Below are 26672 nucleotides of genomic sequence, written 5' to 3' on the forward strand. Positions count from 1 at the left end.
GGTGAAGTGCCAGTGACTTGATTGTGCCGAGCCGTCTGCCCGGCCGAAACGGCAACCGCAAAAAAAGGAGCCCGAAATGCTAGCATTCGTTATGCTGGCATTGGATGCGGGCGTTCCTTTTCTTTTCCTGCATCCATTTCGTTCGGGATGAATCGACATGGCCAATCAGCAGCAATTTTTTTCGTTCATGGAGCCTCCGGCCGTCGCTGCGCCCGCTGCTGCGCCCGTCAACCAGCAACCCTCCCTGGCAGGCAGGGTGACTTCGACTGTTGCGACTTGTGTAGAGACCAAGGCCCAGGGGGAGGGTGACACCCAACCGGACGACCTCGAAAGAGACGGGGGACGCCCTTCGTCTGCGCGGCCCAGCCCCCCCAGCCGCGAAACGATTTTGAAATCCTTGCGGGCCAAGGTCGGGTGCATCAGCACGGCACGGCAGAGCGATGGCGGGGGATTTTCGACCGGCTGCGAAGCGATGGATCAGTGGCTGCCCGGCGGCGGTTTGCACCCGTCGACGCTGACCGAATGGATCGCCGCCCACGACAGCGCCGCCGCAGGCTCCTTGGCGATGGCAGCCGCGGCGAATCGATTGCGTCAAATTCCCGGCCGACCGCTGGTGATCGTCGATTGCAGCGGCACGTTCTATCCGCCGGCGGCCGTCTCGCTGGGCGTGCCGCATCAACGCATGATTCTGTTGCGTCCCCGCAGTGGTGCCGATGCGATTTGGGCGATCGACCAATCATTGCGATCGGGGGCCGCCGCGGCCGTCTGGGCTTCACTGCCCATGCGAGTCGACGATCGCGACGCCAGACGTTTGCAATTGGCGGCCGAAACCGGTCGAACGCCGGGGTTGCTGGTGCGTGGGTTTGCCGCGCGGGGAAAACCCAGCTTCGCCGAAGTCCAGTTTTATGTGTCGCAGCAGCAGCGTGCCCCCGCGCGTGCGGTCACGAACCGCTCTGATGAAACGCGTTCGGTCACGAACCGCTCTGATAACGCGCGTTCGGTCACGAACCGCTCGCGTGATTTCGAAGTCATTTCGGTGACCCTCGACCGCGTGCGTGGCGGTGCGGTCGGCAGACAGCTTGCGCTGCAAATCATCGACGCGGCGACGATCCGTCCGCTTTCCACCACCGGCCCACAGACGAAACGGCATGAAACGGCTGCTGAGCATCTGGCTTCGCAACTGGCCCATCCAGCGATTGCAAAGCGAGTGGCGACGCGACGCGACGCCCGAACCGCTTCTTAGTGATGCGTCGCAGGACAACCAGACTGCTCCGCTGATCCTTTGGAAGAACGATCACCGCCGCGGACGGTTGGTCGTCGGCTGCTGCGCCGCGGCGCGGCGGTTGGGCGTTCGCACCGGCATCGCGATCGCCCAAGCGACAGAACTGGCCGGTTCCGCGGGCGTGACGCCGATCACCGCCGAGCACGATCCGATCGCGGATTCGATTGCCCTGGGACGCGTTGCCGATGCCCTGCAACATCAGATCAGTCCGCTCGTCGCGATCGAAACGCTCGGCAAACGACTTTGGGCCGGTCAAGTCTTGCTGGAACCCGACACCTTGTTCTGCGACCTGTCCGGGGTGACGCATCTATTCGAACATGAAGCCGGAATCTTGGACGCCACCAGCCGTTGTCTCGCCGAACTCGGATTGGTCGGCAAGCTGGCCATCGCCGATCACGCCGCCGCCGCTTGGGCGCTGGCCCATTACGCTGTCCACGATCCAATGGTCTCCACACGCGGTGTCGACGATCTACAGCACCTAAGCGTCAACGCGCTGCGGATCGAATCGGAGATCAAGCACACGCTGGACCGATTGGGCATCGAAACCATCGGCGCCCTGCTGCGGCTTCCACGCGGCGGGCTGGCCCAACGCTTGGGCGATGGAATCGTCAAACGCATTGCCGAAGTGTTGGGTGAAGTGGAGGTGCCGTTGGAAATCCACCACGCCGAACAACAGCACCACAGCAGTCATGAACTGGAATACCCCACGGACGATCTCGAGATCGTGATGGACCGCGTGGGCCGGTTGGCGGAATCGGTCGTGGCGAGTCTGGTGGCGTGCCAGCGCGGGGCGCTGCGCGTGGCGTGTCGTTTAGAACTCGTCGACGCCGCGCCGTTGAGCACGGTGATCGGCATGTTCGCCCCGACACAGGATCAAAAACACCTTCACTGTTTGCTCAACTCCAGTCTGGAATCGTTGCGCGTCGCGTCACCGATCACCAAACTCACCTTGTCGGTCTTACAGAGCGGTCCGCTCCGGACGCAGCAAAACGCGCTGTTCGCCGACGACGCCGTTGCATTCGCTGACGACGCGGTCTCCGATCGATCCCTCGCCCGACTCGTCGACACGCTCTCCGGACGGCTCGGACGCGATGCGGTTTTGGGTGTCCGATTGAGCGAGAATCCGTTGCCGGAAAAAGCCTTTCGAACCTATTCCTTGACCGATCATCGGACCCGCAAGACGCTGCGGCGGTTGCCGTCGAAGCAACCGACGCGGCGAAAGACGGCGGGCGAACGCTCCACCTTTCACGCTCCACGGCGTGACGATGCACGGCGCCGCCCGATGCAATTGTTGCGCAAACCCGTTCGCTTGACCGCGATCGAAAACTCGCCCGCCGGTCCCGCCGATCCGTTCCAATCCTTGCCAGCGTTCCGATTCGAAGCTGCCCTGCACCGAGTCGCATTTTTCTGGGGGCCCGAACGCATCGAAACCGGTTGGTGGGACGGCCCCACGATTCGCCGCGACTACTACCGCATCGAAACCGATGCGGGCAGAGTGTGGTGGGTGTTTCAAGAGCTAAAGACCGGGGAATGGTTTTTACATGGACGGTTTGTTTGAGTCGTCAGTCGTCAGTCGTCAGATTTCAGATTTCAGATTTCAGATTTCCTGGCTCTAACGGAATCAATGTATGCCTGCGCTGAGGCCCGGAGGGCTGGCACAATGCGTGCCGGTGGCGTTAGCCACCGGTGCAAGGGAACTAGAACGCGAAGGCCTGAAGGGCCGGCACAATCGGGCGTTGGCCCCCGAGGCATAAAACCCTGGACATTGTGTCGGCCCGTTGGGCCTTGCAAATTCCTTGCAATCATCTCCGGTGGCTGACGCCACCGGCAGACACTCTGCCGGCCCTCTGGGCCTAGAGAATCACTCGACAGACAATCTCTATGCCATACATCGATTCCGTTCGAGTCAGCAGATTTCAGATCAAAAGAGCCCCCCGCTGAAAACAAATTTTCGCCAACTGCCCACTGCCCACTACGAACTCGGCACCAACAAACGAATCCGTTGGGGCAGGGTCTTGATTTCCAGCGGCAGGCGTCCGGCGTAGTCTCCGTCGAGTTCGTAGGCGACGCGTTGGTCGGATTCCAAACGCAGGCTCAAAACGTGGTTCTCTTGGACGCCGGCGAACCTTCGGTGCAGTCCGGTGACGATTCCCAGCACGTAGCCCAATCCGCTCAGCAGTCCGCGACCGGCGAACGTGATCAGGTCCAGATTCCCATCGTCGCCGGTTGCCGCGGGATGAATCCGCAACCCCGCGGCATAGCAGGGCAGGTTAAACGCCATCGCCCAGCCGACGCGGCGTTCCTGAATGATCTTGCCGGAGGCGTCGATCGCGGTGACTCGGATCGCCGGGAATCGATACGTCCGGCAGGTTTGCCAAATCGGTTTCAGGTAGCTGTGGCGACGGATGTGACCTTTGCGTCGCAGGTGCAAGCGGCGGACGACTTCGGCATCGAACCCGGCCGTCGCCATGATCAGAAACAGCCGCCCGTTGGCTTCCCCGGCGTCGAGGTTGACGGCGCGTCCTGCGGTCAGCGTTTTCATCACCGCTTCGGCGTCATTGGATTGCCCGAGGTGCCTGGCCAGCAGATTTTCGGTGCCCATCGGCATCGGCAACAGCGGCGTCTCGGGGAACGTGCTGGCTGCGACCAGGCTGATCGTGCCGTCACCGCCGGCGGCGACCACGACCGGTTGTGAAACACCGGTTTCACGCCGTTGCGTCGCGACGGCGTGCAGTGTTTGGGGGCACGACATCGTCTGGCACTGGATCCCGGCGGCGGCGAGCAATCCGGCCAACCGGGGCAATTGTTCCCGTGCCGCACCGCTGCCCGCTTTCGGGCTGGTAAACAAAATCACGTCCAACGTCATCGCTCTCGGTGCGGAAAAGGTTCTCGTCTCTCGGGTACCTGACCCTCTTTGTCGCATCATTCTTCGCAGATTCCAACCGGATTCACGCAAGTTGCTGGGGGAATCCGCCTTGTCGTGACACTTGCCGCATTGGTAACACCCTTTCACGCCATGAAGCGCTCGTGTCGTCAATGACCGCGCGTTGGCCTAAACACGCTCCACGGATGGATCGCGTTTTCCTCGTCGAAACGGTTTGCCTTCGTCTTATGACACAACGAATCAATACGCACGGATGCCCCGAGACCGAAATCCGCTGGTGCACGACCGCCGGCGGCGCGTCGGCATCGGTGCTGATCGCACTCCTGGCCAGTTTGGTGATGTCCTTGCCTGCGGCGGCCCAGATGGGCGGCGGCATGGGGGGCATGGGTGGCGGCGGAGGTCCTCAGAGCGGCGGCCCGGCGGGGCCGGCGGAGCGTCCCAAGTTTCGCGATCACGTCCACAACCAGGCTGCCTTGCCGATCGGCCGCGAACATGGCGACAAGGTCGTCTCCAGCGTTCGCATTGTCGGCAATCGAACGCTCGGCGAGCATGAGATCCTGCAAAAGATGCAGACCAAGAAAGGGCGATTTTTCAGCCGCGAAGTCTTACTCGGCGACGTCCACCGGTTGAATGAAATGAAGTCGTTTGACCATGTCACATTCAAAACCAAAGAAAACGACGCCGGGGTCGACGTGACGTTTGTGGTGCATGAACGCCCCCTGATCACCGCCATCTCCTTTCACGGCAACAACCGCATCAACGACCGCGATCTGAAGGGCCGCGCCGGTTTGGAAGTCAAGGATCCGCTCAGCGAGTTCTCCGTCGAATCCGCACGCCGGCGATTGATCGACTACTACAAAGACGAAGGGTTCAACCAGGTCGCGATCACGTCGACGATCGGGTTCAAGGACAAACCGGGGATGGTGATCTTTCGGATCAACGAGGGTCCCAAAGAACGAATCGCCAGCATCAACGTCATCGGCAATACACTGTTGAGCGAAGCCCGGCTGAAAAAACTGATCAAAAGCCGCGGCCCGTTTCTCAAACTCGGCTACTACACCTTCAACGTCGCCGACATGGCCAAGATCGATCGCGACGTCGATATCTTGGAAGGGACCTATCACAACCTCGGCTACCTGACCGCCAACGTCGGCCGACGCATTTCGTACAGCGAAGACGGCAAATGGTTGGACGTGACGTTTGTGGTCAATGAAGGGAAGCGTTTCAAAATCAATAGCGTGCAAATCATCGGCAACCAATTTATCACCGAGGCTTCACTGCGGCAGCGTTTGGAATTGAAGGCCGGCGACATGTTCGACGGCACCATCTTGAAACGCGACGTGGGCGAGATCGTCTATGGATACGGCGAGATGGGATTCATCTATGCCGACGTCCAACCCAAGACCGTGATGCGTGACGAAGAAAACACCGTCGACTTGGTCTACCAGATCGAAGAAGGCGACCGCTGGAAGATCGGCGAAATCCGCGTCAACATCGAAGGCGAACCACACCTGATGCGGGAGACCGTGATGCTGAACATGCTGGAAATGCGCGAGGGGGATTTCATCGACCGCAGACTGTTGGAAATCGGTCGACGGCGAATGAGCAACAGCCAGTTGCTGGAAACCAATCCGCAAATCGCTGACCCACCGGACATCATCGTCGATCCCCGGGAGGATGCGTTTTAATGAATCCCCCCTCCCGCCCCGACACCGACCGCAACGTTTTCCCATCACCCCTGACACCAGCAAGCGAATCAACCCGAATGGAATCGATCGATTTGCCGAAACGATCGGCCAGGCGAGCCGCCATCAAGACGCCGATGGCACGTGCCCTGGCGGTTCCAATCGCCGTGCTCGCCTGCACCGCGCTGACCTGGACCGCACTGACCTGGACCGAGTCGGCGCACGCCCAGAACTATCCGCCCGGTTACACCCCGGCAAACGGGACCTACGTCCAGCCGCAGCAAACCTACGCGCCGCAGCAGAACTACGCGCCGCAGCAGAACTACGCGCCGCAGCAGAATTATGTGCCGCAGCCGGTGCCGCAACAGCCGGCGCCACAGACGGCGTTTCCGCCGACTCAGTTCGGGCCGCGTCAGCGTGTGTTGCTGCCCGGCGAATCGGTTCCCGGAAGCGGCACCGCGTTCCCGCCGATCGGCACCGATCCGGTGTACACGCCCAACGTTCGCGTCGCGGACCTGATCGTCAATGGTTTTCCCGCCCGGACCGGACGGATCATGTTTGGTGGTGCGGTCAACAGTGACGCCGGCGTGACCGGTCAGATCACGGTCGACGAGCGAAACTTCGACATCATGCGCTGGCCTCGTTCGTTCCGCGACCTGTTCGGCGGGACGGCATTCCGTGGTGCCGGACAGACCTTTCGATTGGAAGCCGCACCCGGTAGCGACTTTGATCGCTACAGCGTTCAGTTCGCCGACCCGAACCTGTTCGGTTACCTGCCGATCAGTTTTTCAGCCAGCGGTTTCTTATACGACCGACGTTATGACGACTGGGACGAGAACCGTTTGGGCGGTCGATTCTCGCTGGGTTATCGGATCACGCCCGACTTGTCGATCGCCGTCGGGATCAGCGGCCAAAACGTCGACATGAGCAACATTCGGGCACTCAACACCGCCATCTTGTCGCCCGGCGACGCGGCCGAATACCAGAAATTGACCGACTCCCAGGGTGACAACGAGCTGTACAGCGGCAGCATCACGCTGACGCACAACACCCGTGACAGTCCGATTCAGCCCAGCCAGGGGCACTATTTCCAGTTCCAATTCGAAGAAACGTTCGGCGACTACGACTACTCGCGGATCGAGTTGGAGTACCGCAAGTACTGGTTGCTGGCGTCGCGGGCCGACGGCAGTGGTAAACAAACGTTTTCCTACAGCACGCAGGTCGGATTCAGCGGGAATGACACGCCGATCTTCGAAAACTTCTTCGCCGGCGGTTACGCGACGCTGCGAGGTTTCGATTTTCGTGGTGCCGGCCCCGTGGTGGGCGGTACGGGCGGAAATCCCTTCGTTGCCGTGGGGGGGGAATTCCAATTCCTCAACTCGGTCGAGTACATGTTCCCGATCACGGCCGACGACGCCTTTCGCGGTGTGGCATTTTGTGACTTTGGTACCGTGGAAAGCAGTGTTAAACTGGATGCCGACTCGTTTCGCGTCGCGCCCGGTTTGGGATTGCGTGTTGCAATCCCCGCGCTCGGGCCGGCCCCGCTCGCCTTCGACTTTGCCTACCCGGTCAACAAGTCGGACTTTGACAATGAGCGTATCTTCAGCTTTTACATGAGTTTGATTCGGTAACCTTGCAACAGCCGACCCAACCATCCGCCGCCTCGGGATCTTGGACTGACCAGATCCAAGCGAGGTTTCGATGCGTCCTTTCCGACGACTTATCGCGATGGTTTGACGATGAGATCTGGCGTTTTGCCGACGGCAGCACCGGCAACCGATTCGCCTCGGCGATCCCGCCCCAGGAACTCATCGACGAGGCGCCCGCGGCGATCTGGCCGGCGCTGATGCCCTGTGACTTTCTGCCGATCTTGACGAACACGATGGGCGATTGGTTGTGCGTCCGTCTCGCCGCCGACAATGCAGCCGGACAAATCGTCCACTGGTATCACGGCGGCGGCGACTGGATCCCCTGGGGCGACTCGCTCGCCGAAGCGATCTACTTTGACCACGTTCGGCACAAGCTGCCCGGCAGCCGTCGCGACCACGCGATCTCCGCAGGTTCGGCCGGTGACGAAAACGATCGAACCTGCCAACAGCTGAACCGATGGGCGATCAGCCGACTGGAACATCGGGCGGCGTCCGAATTAGAACCGCTCGGCGGACTTGAGCTGGCCGACGCGATGATCGATCGCCGCATTAGCCAAGCGGCGGTGTTGTGCCAATTGGTGATCGACGCGTTAGAAAACCCATTGCTCCGCGATGATGCGCTCCGCGCGCTCGACATCGACGATCCCGAACGACTGCAACGCGGTTTGTTCGACAACCGACTGATGGAAACGGACTGGATCGACCAGGTGGTCGCAAACAACGTTTCGCACCAACAGGTCCTCGACCAACAGGATTGGGACGCGGCCGAACGCCATTGCCGTCGCGCCAGCGAGATCGCACCCGAACTCGGCTGGGCCTGGGATGTGCTGGGGTACAGCCAAGAGCGGTCGGGAAATCGGACCGCCGCGATCGATCACTACCGAAGTGGGCTGAACTGTTCCATCTTCACCGATCAAACGGTGCGAGTCAGGACGCACGGGTATTGCGGTGAAGGCCAAAAGTTTTCGGCCGCACGGCTGATGCAGCTCGGCTACGAACCTTCTGATGCGGTCGAGCAAGGTTATTTCGAAAGCCTACGCGTGACCTCGGCCAGCGATCGACGCGATCAAGTCCGCGAGCACTTCGCCGCGTTGGCCCAACAGGCGGCGCCCGCCCAAGCCCACGAGTTGTGGGTTCGTGCCGGATGGGACTTGGGTGCCGAGCCGATGCTGGCGTTCGCGGAGCTGCTCGAGCAGATCGCGATCGCGGCCGACGCCGCCGGCCGGACGGCCCAGAGCGAATTGGCCCGCACCCATCGCAACTGCTTCCGAGATCGCTACGGCATCTAGTGCCCCGAATGGCACCGGCCTCTTGTCATTCCATCCGCTGACCATCATCCCAGTTCTTCTCCATCAGACCTTCCCTGTCTTTCCTTCTGGCTTTCCTACTTTTTCCGCTGGCCACTCCTGATCAGGTTTCGGCGGAAACGTGGACGGACAACACCGGACATTTCAAAATCGAAGCCGAGTTTGTCGGCGTCGAAGGCCGATCGGTCGTCTTGCGTCTGGCGGACGGTTCGACCAAAAACGTTCCAATTGAACGGCTGAGTGACGTCAGCCGGAATCGGGCCAAGCAACTCGATGAGGCTGCGAAATCGAAACCGGCCGCTGCCAGACGCGTGGTCGCCGAGCCCGCCACGCCAAACGCAACGTCCAGATCGACGACACCGTCGATCGCTCGCAACGATGATGAGGGCCCCTTGCAAAAGGACTCCGGCGGCCCAACTGTCACGATGCAGTTTGATATGATGCGTTTGCCGAACACGCAGGCCATCAACGCTTTTGGATCCGATCGTAATGAATCCCTATCGTCGCCTTTTGGGAATCGAGACATCCCCACGACCGAATCTGTTTGAGTTGCTCGGACTTTCAGAGGACGAAACTAATCCTCAAGCGATTAAGGAGGCTGCCAATGCGCAGATGCAAAAACTGCGTCAGCACAAAAGCGGTCAGCAAGGCGGTGCGGACCACGAGGCGTGCAAACAGCTAGCTGCCGAAATCAAGCGTGCCTATCAGGTGTTAGCAAGTCCTCCGCGTCGACAGGACTATCTGTCAAAGCTATCTGCCACACGTCAATCATCCTCGCACACAGCCCCGACCGCGCAAAGCATGCCTGTCCCGTCGGCCGACACGGCCCCAGACGCGCGGTCGTCTGGGAAAGCCGTGCTGTTCGTCGCGGCGGGCTTGCTTGTCCTCGTTGGTCTCGGTGGCGCGGCGTACTTTCTCATGGGCGGCGTAGAGCCAGCCGTCGTCGCAAGCAAAACCGAAAGCTCACCGCAGCCCGTTATGGCGGAGCCCGGTCCCGAAGATACCAATGCGGCCTCGAAAACAGATCCTCCCTCGTCGGCGGCTGGCGAGACACTTGACCCGGCGATCGACGCGTCGATGGATCCCGCGTTGCGATCCGATCAGTCATCCGAAACGATCAGTGAGCGAAATGCGGCACAGCCATCACCTGTTGAAGCTCTCAACACTGCGACAAGCGAATCGTCTGCCGGCGGTGGAACCGTGGAACAAACGGAAGTCATGTCGTCGACGCAGGTCACGATACCGACTCAACAGAGTGCTACGCAATCAAGCGAACTCCCGCGCGCTGACACCACTGCACACGATTCCGCATCATCCTCTGCCAGTGAAAATCCACACGTCGTCGAAAAGCAGCTTGCGACCGCAGCAGAGGCCATCCTCCGCCGGAATTGTTATCGATGTCACGGAGAGAACGAGTCCGACGAGGGTGGATTCGGTTTTGTGACCTCGCGTAAAAAGCTGATCTCGTCCGGGTTTGTTGTCCCGGGCAGTCCCAAGGATTCCCTGTTGTTCGAGCGAATGGTCTCGGCGGAGTCGCCGATGCCTCCAGGCGGGGAATCGCCACGTCCAACCGATGAGGACGTTGAGACCATTCGCAACTGGATTCAGTCCGGCTCCAAACCGTTCAAGGAATCGGTGCCGCAACAATTCGTCAGCACGGATGCGTTTTATGAATTCGTGGCTCGGGACTTAAACACCATTCCGGCCAAGGAACGCGTCTATGTTCGGTACTTTTCGACAACCCATTTGGCGAACGCCGGCTATTCCGATGATGAGCTCGAAATCTACCGCACCGCGCTGGCCAAGTTGCTCAACAGTCTGTCCTGGAATCGGCAGCTCGCGAATTTGCGGATCGTCAACAACCTGGAAACGGTGTATCGGATCGACCTGCGCGATCTGAAGTGGACGGATACGAACTGGAAATCGATCCTCGCGGCCTACCCCTACGGACTGATGCACCCAAGCGAGGCCGCTGTCACGGTCCGCGCTCAAACTCATTCACAGATCCCCGTGGTGCGAGCGGATTGGTTTACGTCGGCCGCCTCGCGTCCGCCGCTCTATCACGTCTTGGCGCAGATCCCGGCAACCGATCGTCAGCTGGAACAACTACTTCAATTGGACGTCCAGCGCAATTTGGAAGAGATGCGTGTGGTTCGCGCCGGTTTCACTCGATCCGGTGTCTCGCAGCACAATCGCTTGATCGAGCGGCACGAGTCGATTTTCGGAGCCTACTGGAAAAGCTATGACTTCGCCGGCTCAGCCGGCCGCAGGAACTTGTTTGACTTACCGATGGGACCTGGTGAGACGGCAACCGACTTCGAACATGACGGAGGTGAGATTATCTTTCATCTTCCCAACGGGATGTTGGCTTACATGCTGGTCGACGCGGAGGGGAAACGCATCGACAAAGGCCCCACCAGCATCGTCAGTGACCCGCGTCAGCCGGATCGTGCGGTGGTAAACGGTGTCTCCTGCATGTCGTGCCACTACGGCGGATTCATTCAGAAGTCCGACGAAGTTCGGCAACACGTGTTGGCCAATAAGGCAGCTTATCCGAAAGCGGATGACATTCTTGATCTCTACCCCGATGCGGAAACCTTATCGGCTGCGATCGCCAAGGACACGAAGGCCTACCTGACAGCCTTGGCGGCCAGCGAGATTGGTATCGAACAGCCAACGCAGGCAGGCGAACCCATCGTCCTGGCTTCCCTGCGATACAACGGCGAGCTGGATTTGCCGTTGGCGTCGGCTGAACTTGGTGTGACGCCGGAGTCAATGCTGGAAGAACTCAGGAAGCTTTCCGATGCCAATCTCATTCGTCGCGTCGGCTCGCTGCTCCGCAAAGGAGGTGTTGTAAAGCGAGAAACGTTCGTCGACTCATTTTTCCAATTGGCAAATGCACTGAAACTGGGGCGCCGCGCGACCGTTGCGATGCCCAATGCAATTGCCGACGCGCCGCGGCAAGTTCCCGCGCAGCCCCCCGCTCCCGCGATTAAGCGGATGAACATTTCCTCGTTGCCGATGGGGACCAAACCCGGCGTGGCAGAACAAGCGTTGGCAACAGCGAGGCGACTTTCTACTTCAACCAAGTGGCGCGACGCGGCTCCCCACTTTGAAATTGCCATCCGAGCTGCGACGACAGCAACGATACGACTGAAAGTCTGTGAGGAAGCCGTTGAGTTCTACCAGCGGATGGACTCGGTCGAAGCGGTGCTGGATGTGTACTGTTACATCATCCACAACTGCCGCACCCCGCGGGAAGTGAATCGAACACGCGAACAGATGCTTGCCACGTTGCAAGCGATGATTAGGAAAGACCCTTCTTGGAGTCATCCTATCGAACCGTTTCAATGGCCATTGTCAACCACGCGGGCGATCGCCAACACGTTCGAACCTCAGCTCGCCAAATTCCCCAATCACGAGCCCACGCTGCTCGTGTTGGATCATTTCTATTCGGACATTCAGCGTGACAACACAAAGCATCTGGTTGTGCTGGAGCGACTCGACAAGATTCTCCGTTCGCGCGGCGAACGGATGGAAATCGAACGCTACATCACGCTTGCCAATCTCATGATAGAGGCGGGTAACGGACTGGAAGCGGCGCGGTTGACTGAACGAGAAATCCACTCGGCGTTCGGAACACAAAAAGCGAACCTGTATCTGTTGCAAGCAGCGGCTTGGGTGCAAGCCGGCAATAAGTCGAAAGCCATGACGTCGCTCAAGCTGGCCTTTCAAGAGTGGCGAGCTGCCCGATCCCACGCGATCGCCAACGCCTACGTCGAGATGGGAGATCTCTACATGCGGCTTGAGGAACGTGACTTGGCGGCCGAGCGGTACCGATCCGCGCTCATCGCGCAAGCCCCGGACTACTCAGTCGAACAGTTGCAGGCGAAGCTTGCCCAAGCGGTCGGCCAGCAACCAACCGTTGCCGCTATGCCCGACGGCCAAGCAGGCGCCGCTGCGGCTCCGCCCTCCGACGAATCCTTGCTCGATCCCAAACGCCGATTTGCCATCGCTGCCGCTCAGGCCGAAGCGAATGCGAGTACCCACCCGACCTTGATATTGAATTCGATGATGGAAGCAGCAGACCTGTGGCTCAAAGCGGGAGACAACGCCCGGGCGATCAAAGCGATCAAAAAGGCTTCGGCTGCCAACAAGCGTGCGGGCACATCCGCTCGTTCGAATCACGATAAGCTTGCCAAGTTGTTTGTCCGTGCGGGCGATAACCAGGCGGCATTGAACCAATGGATTCTTGCGCTCAGGAGTGAAAAGCTTGCTTCGTCGATCTCAGGCTACCAGATTCAAATCGAGGCGTTGATGCAGGAGGATGCTTCGCTGACCCTTGACGAACAAACGAAGCCGCTGCTCGATCCCAAGTATGCTCCGCGAGTCCAGGCCAAAGAGATCGAAGCGAGCCGCTCCTACGATGCTTCCGGGCGCGCGATGAATCTGTTGCGGGCGGCGGGGTACTGGAACGATGCAGGCGAGAAAGAAGAAGCCTTGCGTTGCATCGCGACTGCGGAAAAGGCCATCGACACCATCGCCAGCGGCGCAAACAGTTCACGCTCGGAGACGCCCTACGTGCAAGCGGCAGAGGCGTACGCTGAGCATGGGAAGCCAGCCGATGAAGTCCGCTGTCTGGTCGCTGCGGTCAAGCATTGTCGCAGCGATAGTAGCGCGCAACGGTATTTTGAGAAGATCAAACTTGTTTGCCGAACGCATTCGCTGCCCATTCCAAACTTTGATGCTGAAGTTGCCAAGAGGCTTGACCCACTGAATCGATATCGTGTGCAAGCAGCCAACTATCACAATCAGGCGAAGCAAACGCCCTCGTCTGCCGGAACGTACTACCGCATGGCCGTTGACGCGTGGGCACGTGCTGAAGAATACGAGACAGGGTTGGTGGTCGCCAACGAGTGGGCAACGCTACTGTTGAAAGACAAGGAGGACCGACAATACGAATCCAACCTCGGCCAACTGGCTGACTTGTACGTCAAACTAAAGCGAGTTGACTTGGCCAAGAAAGCCTACGCAGAACAGCTGAAGGTAACGACGAGCGACTCCCGCAAGCGATCCGTGCAACGCAAGATTGATCGGCTCAACGAGTCGGAATAGCGGCGCGAATCTTGGCGGCCTGCGCCTCGGCAGCACGTGCCTGTGCGGCATCGATGATTTCTTGATTGGGCTCGCCCAGCAGGTCGATCGTCACGGTAGCCCTTGTTTTCTCTTCCGGAATCCAGTAGCCCTCTCCTTCCACGGTCGGCTGCGCCATGCCATCGGTCAATGCGTCACGATCGTCCAGGTGTGTTGGCAGGGTTTCAATGCTGCTGACTTCGCAGGGTCGTCCCAGCGCGAGGTTCTCTGTGCCGACATACACCTCGACCTCGGCGAGCCCGCTGCCGCTGCCCGTCCATCGCGTGGTTTCGATTCGGACCTTGTCAAACAGAACATTGGGGAGGCGAAAGAGGCTGTTGTCGGCGCGGCGGTTGAGTCTGGCAAGTTTGTTGGTCCAAACCACGCGGTCTTGCTGTAGGAGTTCGATTTTGACCGCGACCGTGGAACGATCGTGCAGCTTAGCTTTGGCAGGAAGATTCCAAATCACGATCCCCAGCTTGCCGGCGTTTCGCTTCAAGCGAAGCGTTAGGTTCGACTGTGCAACCGAGCGCCGGTAAGTCGCGTTGGAGTCTGACAACGTGGCGGCACGCTTTTTCATCGCCTCTGCCACCGCGCGTTCGTACGTTTCGGAGGCTTTTCTGCGAGCGTCGGCAATCTGGGTCTTGGCCGCATTGGCGTAGTTCTCGCGGACTCGTTTCGCGACTTCATCGATCCGTTTTTGATCGGCCGCGACTTCTTTCTGTGCATAAATTCCCCCCGCCGCGATGATCTTTTCCGCACTTGCGATAGCCTCGTCGTACTCGCGAAGTACCAGCTTATCGGGATCGAGTTTCATTGGGTTGTCGCCCGTGTTGATCTTCTCCGCGACCCTGAGGTGGGCTTGCTTGCCGCGCTTGAGCGACTCGAGGAATCGATTCGCAGTCGTCGTTTCTTGCTTCGCAGGTTCGTCGCAGGCGGAGCACGGGGAGATCGCGGTCGTAAGCAATAGCACTAACACAGAGATTCGTTTTCGGTTCATCAACAGCACCGGTTTCTAGATGGGAGGATCCAATACGGGTGGCTATAAGTGTAGCAGGTTTGCGGTATCCTTCTTGAGAGTCTGACGTTGCGCGTAGGGCGATATTCTGCAGAACATCATCGGGATACTTGAAGTCACCCAAGACGCTTTTCACATACGCAGACACCTTCGGCGCCCGCCAAAGTCCACGAGTTGTGGGTTCGTGGCGGATGGGACTTGGGCGCCGAGCCGATGCTGGCGTTCGCGGAGCTGCCCGAGCAGATCGCGGCCGACGCCGCCGGCCGGACGGCCCCAGAGTGAATTGGCCCGCACCCATCGCAACTGCTTCCGGGATCGCTACGGCATCGAGTGCCCCGAATGGCACCGGCAAGAGCGTTGGTGTGGTCAGCGGACCCGTTGTACGACGTCCTTTCCAGGTCGTCGTCGGGAGCCCAGCGGGCGACGGCCCGGAAGGGCCATCGTACTCGAAAAACCGGTCCAGCTTAGGGCTTCTGACCGAATGGGTGAGAGGTGGTCGGCGGAGGGGTGTACGACGTCCTTTCTAGGTCGTCGCGCAGAGCCCCACGGGCGATGGCCCGGAAGGGCCAACGTACGTCAGAAATGCGATCGCCTTAAGCTGGACGGTCTCCTCAAGCCTAGACACCAACGGTTGCCCAATCCCTTTTTCGCCCGACCGCCGCAACCCCAAAATCTAAAGAAGACAAAGCACTACCTGAAAACGGAGTTGCCTATAATGGCGCCCTGATCGTTCCCCTCTCGGGCCCGGCCTCTTGTCATTCCATCCGCTGACCCTCATCCCAGGCATTCTCCATGAGACCTTCCCTGTCTTTTCTTCTGGCATTCCTTCTTTTTCCGCTGGCCACTCCTGATCAGGTCTCGGCGGAAACGTGGACGGACAACACCGGACAATTCAAAATCGAAGCCGAATTTGTCGGCGTCGAAGGCCGATCGGTCGTCTTGCGTCTGGCCGACGGTTCGACCAAAAACGTTCCGATTGAACGGCTGAGTGACGCCAGCCGGAATCGGGCCAAGCAACTCTATGAGGCTGCAAAATCGAAACCGGCCGCTGCCAGCCCCATGGTCGCCGAGCCTGCCACGCCAAACGCAACGTCCGGATCGACGACACCGTCGATCGCTCGCAATCGCGATGACTTTGCACCGGCCGTTCCCCCCGTTCCCCCGATGCCGGCCTTTCCCGACAACGGTTCGCTGCAACAAACCGTCGACTTCGTGATCGCACAAGCCTTGGCGGGGCATCCCGAAGTCGTCTGGTACGCGCTGCCGGCCGAGGTCCGCAAAGAAGTGGACAGTGACGAAGTCCGTGCGGCGATGCGTCCCAGTATCGAAATGCAAGTCGACGCGCAAAAACCGATTCAGGATGTGGCCAACAAAGTTTGTGAAATCCTGATCCGAAAAAAGCAATTCATCCTGAACACGCCAATGGTCAAAATGGCGCCGCCGCAAGTGATGCAGATGGTCCGACCGTTGTACGATCCTGCCAGCGGCCTGATTTACGAACTGGTCCACTGCGCGTTTGATTCAAAAATGATGGTCGACGAATCGGTCACGACCTTCGTCGATCACTACGGGCCTCGGATCGGAGGTCACATGCGCGTCTTGGTCCAGGCCGCCCCGCCCGGGATGATCGAGCAGTTCACCAGCCAGATCGTCGTCGATCAGATCGATGATGCGAGTGGAACGATCACGGTACCCAAACAAGACGGTGGCACAACGGTCGTTGAAATGGTCGCCTATGGTGGGCGTTGGATGCCGAAAGACTTCGTCGCGACCTGGAAAGAAAAAGGCGGCACGATGGCCAGCGGATTAGCCCAGGAATTTGAAAACAACCAAGAAACACTCAAGGCGTCGCAACAACAGATGGCACAAGCGACCGGGATGATCGCCGGGATGGCCAACCAGTTTCTGCAGCCGATGCTCGACGCGACGACCCAACAAGAGTTCGACGCCGCGCTGACTCAAGCGATGATGACCGCGGCCATGTTCCAAAACCAAGCCGGCCCCGGTTTGGCCCCAGGCCCCGCCGCCCGCAACCCGGCGTTCGGGCAATGATTCTGTAACGACCTCGGGACGGCACGTGGCGACGGCTTCCAGCTTGCGTCGCCGGAATCGCAAGCTGGAAGCTTACGCCACTTTCTAAGACCGCGATCGAGGGCAAAGGTTGCATGGCCCGGGAGCAATGACTACAAAATAGACACCTCGACTATTTTGGCGAATTCACTTTTCCAGCCAGCCGATCCGGAGCGTCCCCATGTCGCCACGATTTCAATGTTTGCTGTTGCTCGCCTTGGTCATGATCGTGGGGCGCGCGTCCGGCCAGGACGAGGTGCCGACGCAGGATCAACGGCAACGTTGGGTCGATGTGTACCATCAGGAAGCCGCCGCGTACGAAATGATCCGGCAAGGCGACAGCCCCGAGGTGTTGCAACTCGTTCCATCCCCCATCCTGACGTTCACCAACCCGGTCCGCGTTCGGGACACGCATGGGGCCGCGTTCGTCTGGACCAGTGACGGGCGGCCCGAAGTGGTTGGGGCGATCTGGTCGGTCATCTCCCCGGATGATTCGACGAAGCGGCGTCTGTCACATGAGTTTCATTCCCTGTCCCTTGCGCCGATTCGCTCCGATCACGAGCCGCGTCAAAGTCGACGGGGACCGGTTCCCGATTGGATCAGCAGTCAGCCCGGGGTTGATCCGAAAAAGGTCCCCGATGCACCGCCACCGGCGCGGACGGCAAACCTTCGTCTGACGCAGATGCGGCATTTGGCCCGTGGATTTGAAGCGACGATCCCACCGGGGCTTGGCGACGGACAAGGTTCGCTCCGTCTGCTCGCTCAACCGATTTATCGTTACCACAGCGATCGCCACGGGATCATCGACGGTGCGGTGTTTGCGTTCGTGATGGGGACAGACCCCGAGTTGATTCTGTTGATCGAAGCCGCCGAGTCGGCCGGCACGCACCAGTGGCGATTCGCCGCCGCCCAATTGAGCAATCTGCCGCTGCTGCTTGATTACAAAGGCAGTCGGGTTTGGGAATGTGAACGGGCGGTGCCCTACGTCGGCGACCGCCCCCACTTCATGTACTGGGGCGTTTCCGCCCGCGACCGCGTGATCGACAAGTAAAAAAGGTGTCCGCCACATCGCTTGTGACTGACCCTGTGGCACAACGCCGACCGAGTCGACGATAGCGGCTTGACGGGAGCGATTCGCCCCCGCGAGTAGAGCAAGTTCGCTCACCAACGCCATCTGAAAAATCCCGCTGCCACCAGGCAGCGGGATTTTTTTATTGCGGTCGCTCAGTTCACGCTGATGTTGATCTCGCCGTTGATGCCGGTGTCGTTACCGGAGCCTCCGACCAACAAGTCAAACCCATCGCCGCCATCGAGTGCATCATCGCCACGGCCGCCAATCACGGCATCATTTCCCGCTCCACCGCTCAGGTCATCGTTGCCCAGGTCACCAAAGATCACATCCCGACCGTCCCCACCGTCGATAGTGTCATCGCCGGCGAACCCGCGGATGAAGTCATTCCCATCGCCACCCAGCAACAGATCGTTCCCCATCCCACCGAAAATGATGTCACGGCCATCGCCGCCTTGAGCGATTAGGTCGACTTCCGCATTCAGTCTTCGCGCGTCGATACGGTCGTTGCCCGCGCCGCCGTCGAGATCAATCTCCGACAGATCGTCGACACCCGTCATGTCACCTGCGAAGACGCGGTCATTGCCGCCCTGACCGTTGACGTCCAAGTTCTCCGTCGATCCGATGTCCAACTGAAACAGCCCCAGGTTGTTGCGTTGGAAATTGACTCGATCGCCGTTGGCGTTGATCGAAAAGTCATCGCCGGCGGCATCGGCTCCGTTGACTTGAACGGTGTCGTCGCCTTCGCCGCCTTCCATCAGGTCACTTCCGTCACCGTTGTTCCAGACCATCAGATCATTGCCTTCTTCACCCAGCTTGATGTCGTTGCCCTTTCCGCCGATCAGTGTGTCGTTGCCGGCACCTCCTCGAAGCACGTCAACACCGTCGCCGCCGATCAACAAGTCGTTCCCTTCACCACCATCCAGGTCCAACTGAATGAGACCGACCAGGCCGGTGCTGCCCGCGATCACATCATTGCCGCCCTGACCGTTGACGTCCAAGTTCTCCGTCGATCCGATGTCCAACTGAAACAGCCCCAGGTTGTTGCGTTGGAAATTGACTCGATCGCCGTTGGCGTTGATCGAAAAGTCATCGCCGGCGGCATCGGCCCCGTTGACTTGCACGGTATCGTCGCCTTCGCCGCCTTCCATCAGGTCACTTCCGTCACCGTTGTTCCAGACCATCAGGTCATTGCCTTCTTCACCCAGTTTGATGTCGTTGCCCTTACCGCCGATCAACGTGTCGTTGCCGGCACCTCCTCGAAGCACGTCAACACCGTCGCCGCCGATCAACAAGTCGTTCCCTTCACCACCATCCAGGTCCAACTGAATGAGACCGACCAGGCCGGTGCTGCCCGCGATCACATCATTGCCGCCTTGACCGTTGACGTCCAAGTTCTCCGTCGATCCGATGTCCAACTGAAACAGCCCTAGGTTGTTGCGTTGGAAATTGACTCGATCGCCGTTGGCATTGATCGAAAAGTCATCGCCGGCGGCATCGGCTCCGTTGACTTGCACGGTGTCGTCGCCTTCGCCGCCTTCCATCAGGTCACTTCCGTCGCCGTTGTTCCAGACCATCAGGTCATTGCCTTCTTCACCCAGCTTGATGTCGTTGCCCTTTCCGCCGATCAGTGTGTCGTTGCCGGCACCTCCTCGAAGCACGTCAACACCGTCGCCGCCGATCAACAAGTCGTTCCCTTCACCACCATCCAGGTCCAACTGAATGAGACCGACCAGGCCGGTGCTGCCCGCGATCACATCATTGCCGCCCTGACCGTTGACGTCCAAGTTCTCCGTCGATCCGATGTCCAGTTGAAACAGCCCCAGGTTATTGCGTTGGAAATTGACTCGATCGCCGTTGGCGTTGATCGAAAAGTCATCGCCGGCGGCATCGGCTCCGTTGACTTGCACGGTATCGTCGCCTTCGCCGCCTTCCATCAGGTCACTTCCGTCACCGTTGTTCCAGACCATCAGGTCATTGCCTTCTTCACCCAGCTTGATGTCGTTGCCCTTGCCGCCGATCAGTGTGTCGTTGCCGGCACCACCGGCCAACCGATCTTCGCCATCGCCACCGCTGAGGAAGTCGTTGCCACCGCCACCGATCAGGAAATCATTGCCGGCTCCACCGACTAGAACGTCATTTCCTGATCCCCCGACCAAGATGGTTTGTGGAAGTTCACCACTCGGATCGTTGACAGTGATTTCATCGTCTCCGCCGAGCCCCTGCACCAGGATGGCCGACGTGTTGTCGGTCGTTGGCGTGTCGCCCGCGATCTCGACTTCGCCTTGATTGACTTGGATGACGCCTTCGGGAGTCTTGCTGACTTCGATCTGATTGGATTCTGCGTCGCCGACGATCGAGAGCACTCCCCCGGTCAAGGCTGCGGTGACTGCCAACAAACGGCGATCTTCAAGCGATTCAATCTGGATCGAACGAGTGAGTCGGTTTCGCCGTGTGTTGGCTGGGCGGCGGCGTTTTACGTTGGTATTGTGGGAAGATGCACGCTTCATCGATTTTCTCCGAGAGATGGGGTCGCCGGTCGGGGCAACAGAGTGTTGAAACACCTTGTCCTTCTCTCGAATTTGAGAAACCTAACGTCAAAACATCGATTTTTTGTTAGCTTTCGTGCGACCGCAATTCATGCCCCCAAGTTTCCAAAGGTTCGGCAGCCTTGTCCAACGACAGCGAATTTGAAACCAGTCCGACCTTGCTGGGCCATCTGCATTCCCATGCGGACGATCAGTCCGCGTGGCAGCGATTCGAAACACGATACGCGCCCCTGATCGCGTCATGGTGTCGACGCTGGGGTGCCCAGGCCTCAGACGCCGAGGACATCGGCCAGGAAGTCCTGCTGGCGCTCTGCAAACAGATGTCGACGTTTCAGTACGACCAATCGCAAAGCTTTCGCGGATTCTTGCGCACCATTGCCCGTCGCGCCTGGTGTGATTTACTGGACAAACGTCGACGGCAGGCGATCGCCACGGGCGACTCCGCAGTCCTGGGCTTGCTGGAGAACCAGGGAGACGGCGACGCTTTCGCCGATCAGTTGGAAATGGAGTGGCGACAGGAGTTGCTCGAACGAGCAATGGAGCGTGTTCAAAAACGTGTCAAGCCACATACATGGCAAGCCTTCGAAGCGACCACGCGCGATGGTCTCTCGGGTGCCGAAGTCGCTGAGCGGCTGGAGATGAAGATCGGCGCAGTGTGGGTCGCCAAAAGCAAGATCAAGAAGATGCTGCAAGAGGAATTGGCGACGCTTGAGCGCGAGGAACTTCGTCCAGAAGGCGGCCGATGATGACGTGCCCGCCTGACGAAGCGTTTCGGCGACTGTTGGACCAGACATCGGTTTCCACCGACCAATCATTGATCGAACATGTCGGATCCTGCCCGACTTGTGGCGACCGGCTGCAAGCACTGGCCGAGACAGATGACGCAACGAACGTCGCCATTGAAACGTTGCTGGCTCGGCAAGACATCGCTTGGCCGAAGACCGACGGGCAGGCCAGTTCAGGACAGGCCAGTTCAGGTACGTTGGATCTCCCGGCAACCGAATTTGATACCGCTCCGCAGGCTCGCTCAAAGAATCGGGCGCACACCCGCAAATCTGCGTCCTCCACGCAGTCTGACCACGCCGGTGGCAATCGCGAACCGGAATCGCCGGGTCAGCGGAGGCGATCAGATGATCCGCGTGAGGACTTTGGTGATTATGAATTGCTGCGTCAGGTGGGTGCCGGCGGAATGGGCATCGTTTACCAAGCCCGCCAGAAAAGCGCCGATCGCATGGTTGCGGTAAAACTGATTCGGCCCGACCAACTGGCCATGTTGCCGGCCGACCGGCGTGAAGTCTGGAAAGAACGTTTTCGCGCCGAAGCAAAAGCCGCGGCACGTTTGGATCACGAACACGTCGTCACCATCTACGAAGTCGGTGAGGTCGAAGGGACGCTGTACTACTCGATGCAATTCATCGAAGGTCGCAGCTTGTCACAGATGGTCGGCGAGAGTCCGATCGAGAACCGTCGTGTGGCCGAGTTGATCGCCAAAGTGGCTTCGGCGGTCGATCACGCCCACGGACAGGGAATCCTGCACCGAGACATCAAACCGCAAAACATCTTGGTCCGCGAGCAGCCGCAAACGGGCGCCGCGACGGGAACAACGCTCGCTGTCGGCCGTGATCGACCCTACGTCGCCGATTTCGGCTTGGCCAAAACGCTTGACGAAGGCGGCGCCAGCAGCACGCACACGGGCGAAGTCATGGGATCGCCTTCGTTCATGTCACCCGAACAAGCCCAGGATGCTTCGCGTTGCACGATCGCCAGCGACGTTTACAGTCTTGGGGCGACGCTTTACTTTGCCCTGACCGGTCGTCCACCCTTTCGCGCCGCGTCGCCGCTGGAGACCCTTCGCCAAGTCATTGGTGAAGACCCCGTGCCACCGCGCGAACTGAACCGGGCGATCGAAGCAGATCTGCAAACGATCACGCTCAAGGCATTGGCAAAGGAGCCGTCCAAACGGTATCGCACCGCCGAAGCGTTCGCTGCCGATTTGGAATGCTACCTGGACGGCAGACCGATCAAGGCTCGACCGGTCAGCAGTACCGAGCGGTTCATGCGTTGGTGCCGTCGCAATCCCGCCGTCGCCGGATTGACTGGCGGAGTCGCCGTTTTGCTTGTGCTGGTCGCGGTCGTCTCAATGCTATCGGCAATCCAGTTGCAACGATTGGTCAATCGTGAACGCGAAGCCCGACAGGAGGCCGAAGAATTCTTCACGGTCTCTCTGGACGTGATCCATGACATGGTGACCGACTACGCCGGCGAATCACTTGAACACGTCCCCCAGATGCAGCAGGCTAGGCGTGATCTACTGAATCGAGCGTTGATGCTGTACACCCGGTTGTCCAAATCGCGACCGAGCAGTCCCGAATTGCTGGCCGCCTACGCACGCACTCGCTATCGCATCGCCATCTTGCACGATTTGCTGGGCGAAGTCGAGCAAGCCAAGGTCGCCCATCGTGATGCGATCGAGTTGTTTGACCAACTTCGCAAACAAACCCCTGATGACCCGCAGTTGCAGCTCTCTTGGTCGCGAGCCCATACGATGCTCGGTGAAGCGCTTCGGAAGACCGAGCCGGTGCCGGCACGACGACATTTTGACGATGCGTTGACGGCACAACGCGCGTTGCGCGAAGCCTTCCCCGACAAGGCGATTTACGCGAGGGAACAAAGTCGGACGCTGAACAACCTGGGACTGTTGCTGACCGAAACAGGCGACTATCCACTCGCCGAGGACCACTTGCAGATCGGAATCGAAATTCTTGACGAACTCTCGCGAAGTAAAACTCTGCCCGCGACCGAGCTTTCGGATGTCCTGGCCGACCTGGCACGCTCGCAAATCAACCTTGGCGTGTTGTTACGAAGGCTTCCTGAACGTGCCGGCGAAGCGCGCCAGCAGTATGAAACCGCGCTGCGAACGTTGCGACAAAGCGTTGACCTCGAACCGGATGATCGAGATCACCGTTTTCGTTTGGCCGTGGCAGAAGTTGACCTTGGAAATTTTTTGCTTTTGAACGTGCCCGACGAAAAACAGTCGGCACGCGATCATGCAGGCAGCGCGGCGAAACGCTTTGATCGGCTGACCGAAGACTTTCCCGGTATCCCGATCTACTTATACGAAGCCGCCAATGCGCGAAACAGTTTGGCGGGGATACTCGCAATGATGGGCGAGTCACCTGCATCGATGACCGAATTCCGGCGTGCCGAATCGCAGCTCGAACAACTGCAGGTCGAGTTTCCAGAATTCGCCCAGACCGAAGCCAAGTTTCACAGCCTTTGGGGCCGTGTTTGTGGCGGCATCGGATTTTTACATTCGCAGAACGGTGACTGGCAATCCGCTCGGGACTTCGTCGCAGACGCAATTGATCACCAGCAGGCCGCGCTCCAGAGGCAGCCCAAGAATCCCGAGTTCGCCGCGTTCCTGGAGCAGCACCGCTCCTTTCAGGTGACGGTACAAAATCGGCTGGAATCGAATTAATTGGAAGAATCCGTTCATTGTCACGCGCGATCGTGTCGATGGTGGCGTTAACGATTGTTTTCAATCCGCGTGATGGCAGCGGAACTCGCCAACAGCTTCATCCAACCGTTGAGCTGCAAGGCACTAGCCACAGTTGTCTTGCCATACATCGGACGTCAACGCGCCCGCGGCTGATTGAGTTGAAATCCAACATGCCAGCAAGCCAACGACCGACACGAAGCTGGACGATCTCGCTGGTCGCATTGTTGGTAGGCGTGCTTTGTGCATCCGATGCGGACGCGCAAATCTTGGTCGGTGACAGCAGCGTCGGATACATCGATTCGGCCGTCCTGGGAAACCAAGTTCGACTTCGATTTGATGCCGGTTATGACAGCCGATTCGCCGACCGAGCCGAGTTCGTCTACGCTCAGTATGGCGAGGCGGGTGCGCCGGAGCTGGAGCGAGGGATCGACAATCATCAGGAGCTGTCGGCGTACTTGGAATGGCAGCCGTTGGAAAACCTGTCGCTGTTCACAGACGTCCCATTCCGCTGGATCGATCCGGTCGTCAACGACAACACGGGCGGGCTGTACGATATCCAAGCAGGCTTTAAAACCGCGCTTTTAAAAGATGATCGATCGCTACTGTCCGCCCAACTCCGTGGCTATTTTCCCACGGGCGACGCTCGATCGGGGCTGGGTACGGATCACGTGAGTTTGGAACCGGCGCTGTTGGGACTCTTCAAAGCATCGTCCAGGCTAACGATCGAATCCGAACTTCGGTACTGGATTCCTATCGGAGGATCGACGGCATCCGGGATCGACGGCTCGGGAGAACCACGCGACTTTAGCGGTGATGTCCTGCGTTACGGGCTAGGGATCGGCTATCACGCCTATCAAGGTTCGAGCGTCAATGTCACTTCGGTCACCGAGCTGGTCGGATGGCATGTGTTCGACGGACTGCACAGCAATTCATCGGGGCAACGGCTATCAGCGATCAATGACGCGATCACCAATTTAAAGGTCGGCCTCCGGTTTTCCGATTCGACCAACAGCCTATTCGTCGGCTATGGAACCGTGCTGACCGACAGCAGGTGGTACAGCGACATCATTCGATTCGAGCTGCGTCACGCGTTCTAGCGGTGTCGTCGATCGCTCCGCCGCCCCCGTCGCGATAGCCGACCGCAAACGCCGCGCACAGACGCCGCGCACAGACGCATCGCACAGACGCCGCGCACAGACGCGTCGGTCGGAGAGTTTTTTGTCTGGATTTTTGGATGCTGCCGTTAGGTTTCCGCGTCGCCCCGGAAAGAAACGGTGCATGCCGGGGCGACGACGATCGGATCCGGTTCCACGAAGACTCTTGAATCGGGAAAAACACGGTGTCCTATACCAATTCCAACTATCGCGGCCGAATCCCCTTTGAATTATACGTTCGGATGGAAAATGAATTCCCGCGGGTCGCGATCTGGGAAAAAGACTACGCTTGGCTGAATCGGATCATCAAGAAACCGTCATTCAAAGAAAAGTTTCCTAATTTCGTCATGAAGCCGTCTTGCGCGAGCCCGGAAGTCATGCAGGCCGTTCACCGCCGGTGGATGGCGCTCGCCGGAGCACGACGAGGCGGAGCGAATCGGCCCGGGCCCAGACTCGTCACGGTCAATGCGCGTGGAGTCGGTGGCGGAGTCAAAAACACGATCGCGAAACGCTACGAAGATGAATTGCTGGCAGGAGACAAAAAAGAGAGGCTAGCCCAACAGGCCTACGATCTATTGATGGCCGACTTTGACGGGTCAACGCCGGTCGATGGTGGCATTTTCTGGAACGGAATCAACGAGCTCGCACTTGCGAAGCTGGTATCAGAGTGGAATGTGAAATACGGACGCGAGGTCTTTGGGCAACTCGAAGCAACGACTCCGGCTCGCTACGTCAACAAGCAATTTGTATGGGAAGAAGGTGCCTTCGAACGGTACTTTCGCGAAGCGTCCGATCAATTGGGGGCGTCCGCACGTGGCCACATCACAGCAGTCGTTCGTCACGGAATGCGGGACGATTCGATTTTCACGACCACCGAGTTGCCCCGCATGTTTCGCAAGATGAAAGCGAATCTCAACGCCGGCCAGACGCCCGAAGTGACCAACATCACAATCGTCGTGATCGAGCCGAAAACGACACACGAGACGGTTAGGGCATACACGAACAATCAAATCTGGCGTGTTCCGATCATCAAAAAGAAACGACACTTCCGGTTCATCGGAGGTCGCGATTCCTGTGCCGTCAAAGGCTTCCTTCCCAACCAACGGATGTTGGAACAGTTCTGGAAAGAGCAAACGAAGACGCAACCGGCCAAGCACAGCACTGCAGCTCTTCACATCATGAAGGACGTCACCACGCTAACCCAATGGAACTGATCCCGATGCATCGATTCGCACGGCGGAAAAGTGGCAGGCAACGCTCCCTGCAGGCCAATGGTACCGTAACCGCATTCCATCTTTCCGTCGGCCACGCCATCGAGCAAGTCGATCTCAACCACTTTGACCAACGACTGCTCGTCGCTGAGTCCTGCACTG

General features: G+C 59.1%; 16 protein-coding genes. 13 read left to right on the forward strand and 3 right to left on the reverse strand.

The window, feature by feature from the left end; translation table 11 throughout:
• The first annotated feature begins 388 nt into the window (after positions 1–388).
• The gene (locus tag Enr13x_RS26735) at positions 389–1243 is read left to right on the forward strand and encodes an ImuA family protein (RefSeq protein ID WP_145389985.1); all 855 of its coding nucleotides are present in this window, start codon (positions 389–391) and stop codon (positions 1241–1243) included.
• Entirely contained in the window at positions 1149–2840 is a 1692-nt protein-coding gene (locus tag Enr13x_RS26740) for a Y-family DNA polymerase (RefSeq protein WP_145389986.1), read from the forward strand. The genes Enr13x_RS26735 and Enr13x_RS26740 overlap by 95 nt, the downstream gene beginning before the upstream one ends.
• Positions 2841–3254: 414 nt before the next feature.
• On the opposite strand, the gene Enr13x_RS26745 is transcribed toward Enr13x_RS26740, so the two are convergent.
• Positions 3255–4148, reverse strand: a complete 894-nt coding sequence (locus Enr13x_RS26745) for a diacylglycerol/lipid kinase family protein (protein ID WP_145389987.1) — start codon at positions 4146–4148, stop codon at positions 3255–3257.
• A gap of 245 nt (positions 4149–4393) precedes the next feature.
• Here Enr13x_RS26745 and Enr13x_RS26750 point away from each other — a divergent pair, with 245 nt between their 5' ends.
• The 5 genes from Enr13x_RS26750 to Enr13x_RS26770 all read left to right on the forward strand — a co-directional run bounded on the left by Enr13x_RS26750 (position 4394) and on the right by Enr13x_RS26770 (position 13922).
• Positions 4394–5854, forward strand: coding sequence for a BamA/OMP85 family outer membrane protein (locus tag Enr13x_RS26750; RefSeq protein ID WP_231743805.1), 1461 nt, complete (start codon positions 4394–4396; stop codon positions 5852–5854).
• Positions 5854–7482, forward strand: a complete 1629-nt coding sequence (locus Enr13x_RS26755) for a BamA/OMP85 family outer membrane protein (protein WP_145389988.1) — start codon at positions 5854–5856, stop codon at positions 7480–7482. The genes Enr13x_RS26750 and Enr13x_RS26755 overlap by 1 nt, the downstream gene beginning before the upstream one ends.
• A gap of 2 nt (positions 7483–7484) precedes the next feature.
• Positions 7485–8789, forward strand: coding sequence for an SMI1/KNR4 family protein (locus Enr13x_RS26760; RefSeq protein WP_145389989.1), 1305 nt, complete (start codon positions 7485–7487; stop codon positions 8787–8789).
• 167 nt (positions 8790–8956) lie between these two features.
• Positions 8957–9355 (forward strand): hypothetical protein, encoded by a 399-nt coding sequence (locus Enr13x_RS39920; protein ID WP_390621117.1) that lies wholly within the window; start codon positions 8957–8959, stop codon positions 9353–9355.
• 670 nt (positions 9356–10025) lie between these two features.
• Positions 10026–13922, forward strand: coding sequence for a c-type cytochrome domain-containing protein (locus Enr13x_RS26770; protein ID WP_261344213.1), 3897 nt, complete (start codon positions 10026–10028; stop codon positions 13920–13922).
• Here the strand turns inward: Enr13x_RS26770 and Enr13x_RS26775 are convergent.
• A complete protein-coding gene (locus tag Enr13x_RS26775) occupies positions 13906–14757 on the reverse strand; it encodes a hypothetical protein (RefSeq protein WP_145389991.1) in 852 nt (283 codons plus the stop codon). The genes Enr13x_RS26770 and Enr13x_RS26775 overlap by 17 nt on opposite strands.
• Before the next feature lie 993 nt (positions 14758–15750).
• Here Enr13x_RS26775 and Enr13x_RS26780 point away from each other — a divergent pair.
• Both Enr13x_RS26780 and Enr13x_RS26785 read left to right on the forward strand, forming a co-directional pair.
• Positions 15751–17010 (forward strand): SHD1 domain-containing protein, encoded by a 1260-nt coding sequence (locus Enr13x_RS26780; protein WP_145389992.1) that lies wholly within the window; start codon positions 15751–15753, stop codon positions 17008–17010.
• A gap of 199 nt (positions 17011–17209) precedes the next feature.
• On the forward strand, positions 17210–18079 hold the full coding sequence (locus Enr13x_RS26785) for a hypothetical protein (protein ID WP_145389993.1): 870 nt from the start codon (positions 17210–17212) through the stop codon (positions 18077–18079).
• Positions 18080–18252: 173 nt separating this feature from the next.
• Here the strand turns inward: Enr13x_RS26785 and Enr13x_RS26790 are convergent, their stop codons facing one another.
• Positions 18253–20607 carry a calcium-binding protein gene (locus Enr13x_RS26790; protein WP_145389994.1) on the reverse strand — a complete coding sequence of 785 codons (2355 nt, stop codon included), beginning with the start codon at positions 20605–20607 and terminating at the stop codon, positions 18253–18255.
• A gap of 161 nt (positions 20608–20768) precedes the next feature.
• Between Enr13x_RS26790 and Enr13x_RS26795 the strand changes: the two genes are divergently transcribed.
• The 4 genes from Enr13x_RS26795 to Enr13x_RS26810 all read left to right on the forward strand — a co-directional run bounded on the left by Enr13x_RS26795 (position 20769) and on the right by Enr13x_RS26810 (position 26513).
• The gene (locus Enr13x_RS26795) at positions 20769–21392 is read left to right on the forward strand and encodes an RNA polymerase sigma factor (protein WP_145389995.1); all 624 of its coding nucleotides are present in this window, start codon (positions 20769–20771) and stop codon (positions 21390–21392) included.
• Positions 21389–24124, forward strand: a complete 2736-nt coding sequence (locus tag Enr13x_RS26800; protein ID WP_145389996.1) for a serine/threonine-protein kinase — start codon at positions 21389–21391, stop codon at positions 24122–24124. Before Enr13x_RS26795 ends, Enr13x_RS26800 begins: the two co-directional genes overlap by 4 nt.
• A gap of 191 nt (positions 24125–24315) precedes the next feature.
• Complete coding sequence (locus tag Enr13x_RS26805; protein WP_145389997.1) at positions 24316–25242, forward strand: hypothetical protein; 927 nt, start codon at positions 24316–24318, stop codon at positions 25240–25242.
• Between the two features lie 242 nt (positions 25243–25484).
• Positions 25485–26513, forward strand: a complete 1029-nt coding sequence (locus tag Enr13x_RS26810) for a hypothetical protein (RefSeq protein ID WP_145389998.1) — start codon at positions 25485–25487, stop codon at positions 26511–26513.
• Positions 26514–26672 lie beyond the last annotated feature (159 nt).

The organism is Stieleria neptunia, from assembly GCF_007754155.1.
In the GTDB taxonomy this organism is placed as follows: Bacteria; Planctomycetota; Planctomycetia; order Pirellulales; family Pirellulaceae; genus Stieleria; species Stieleria neptunia.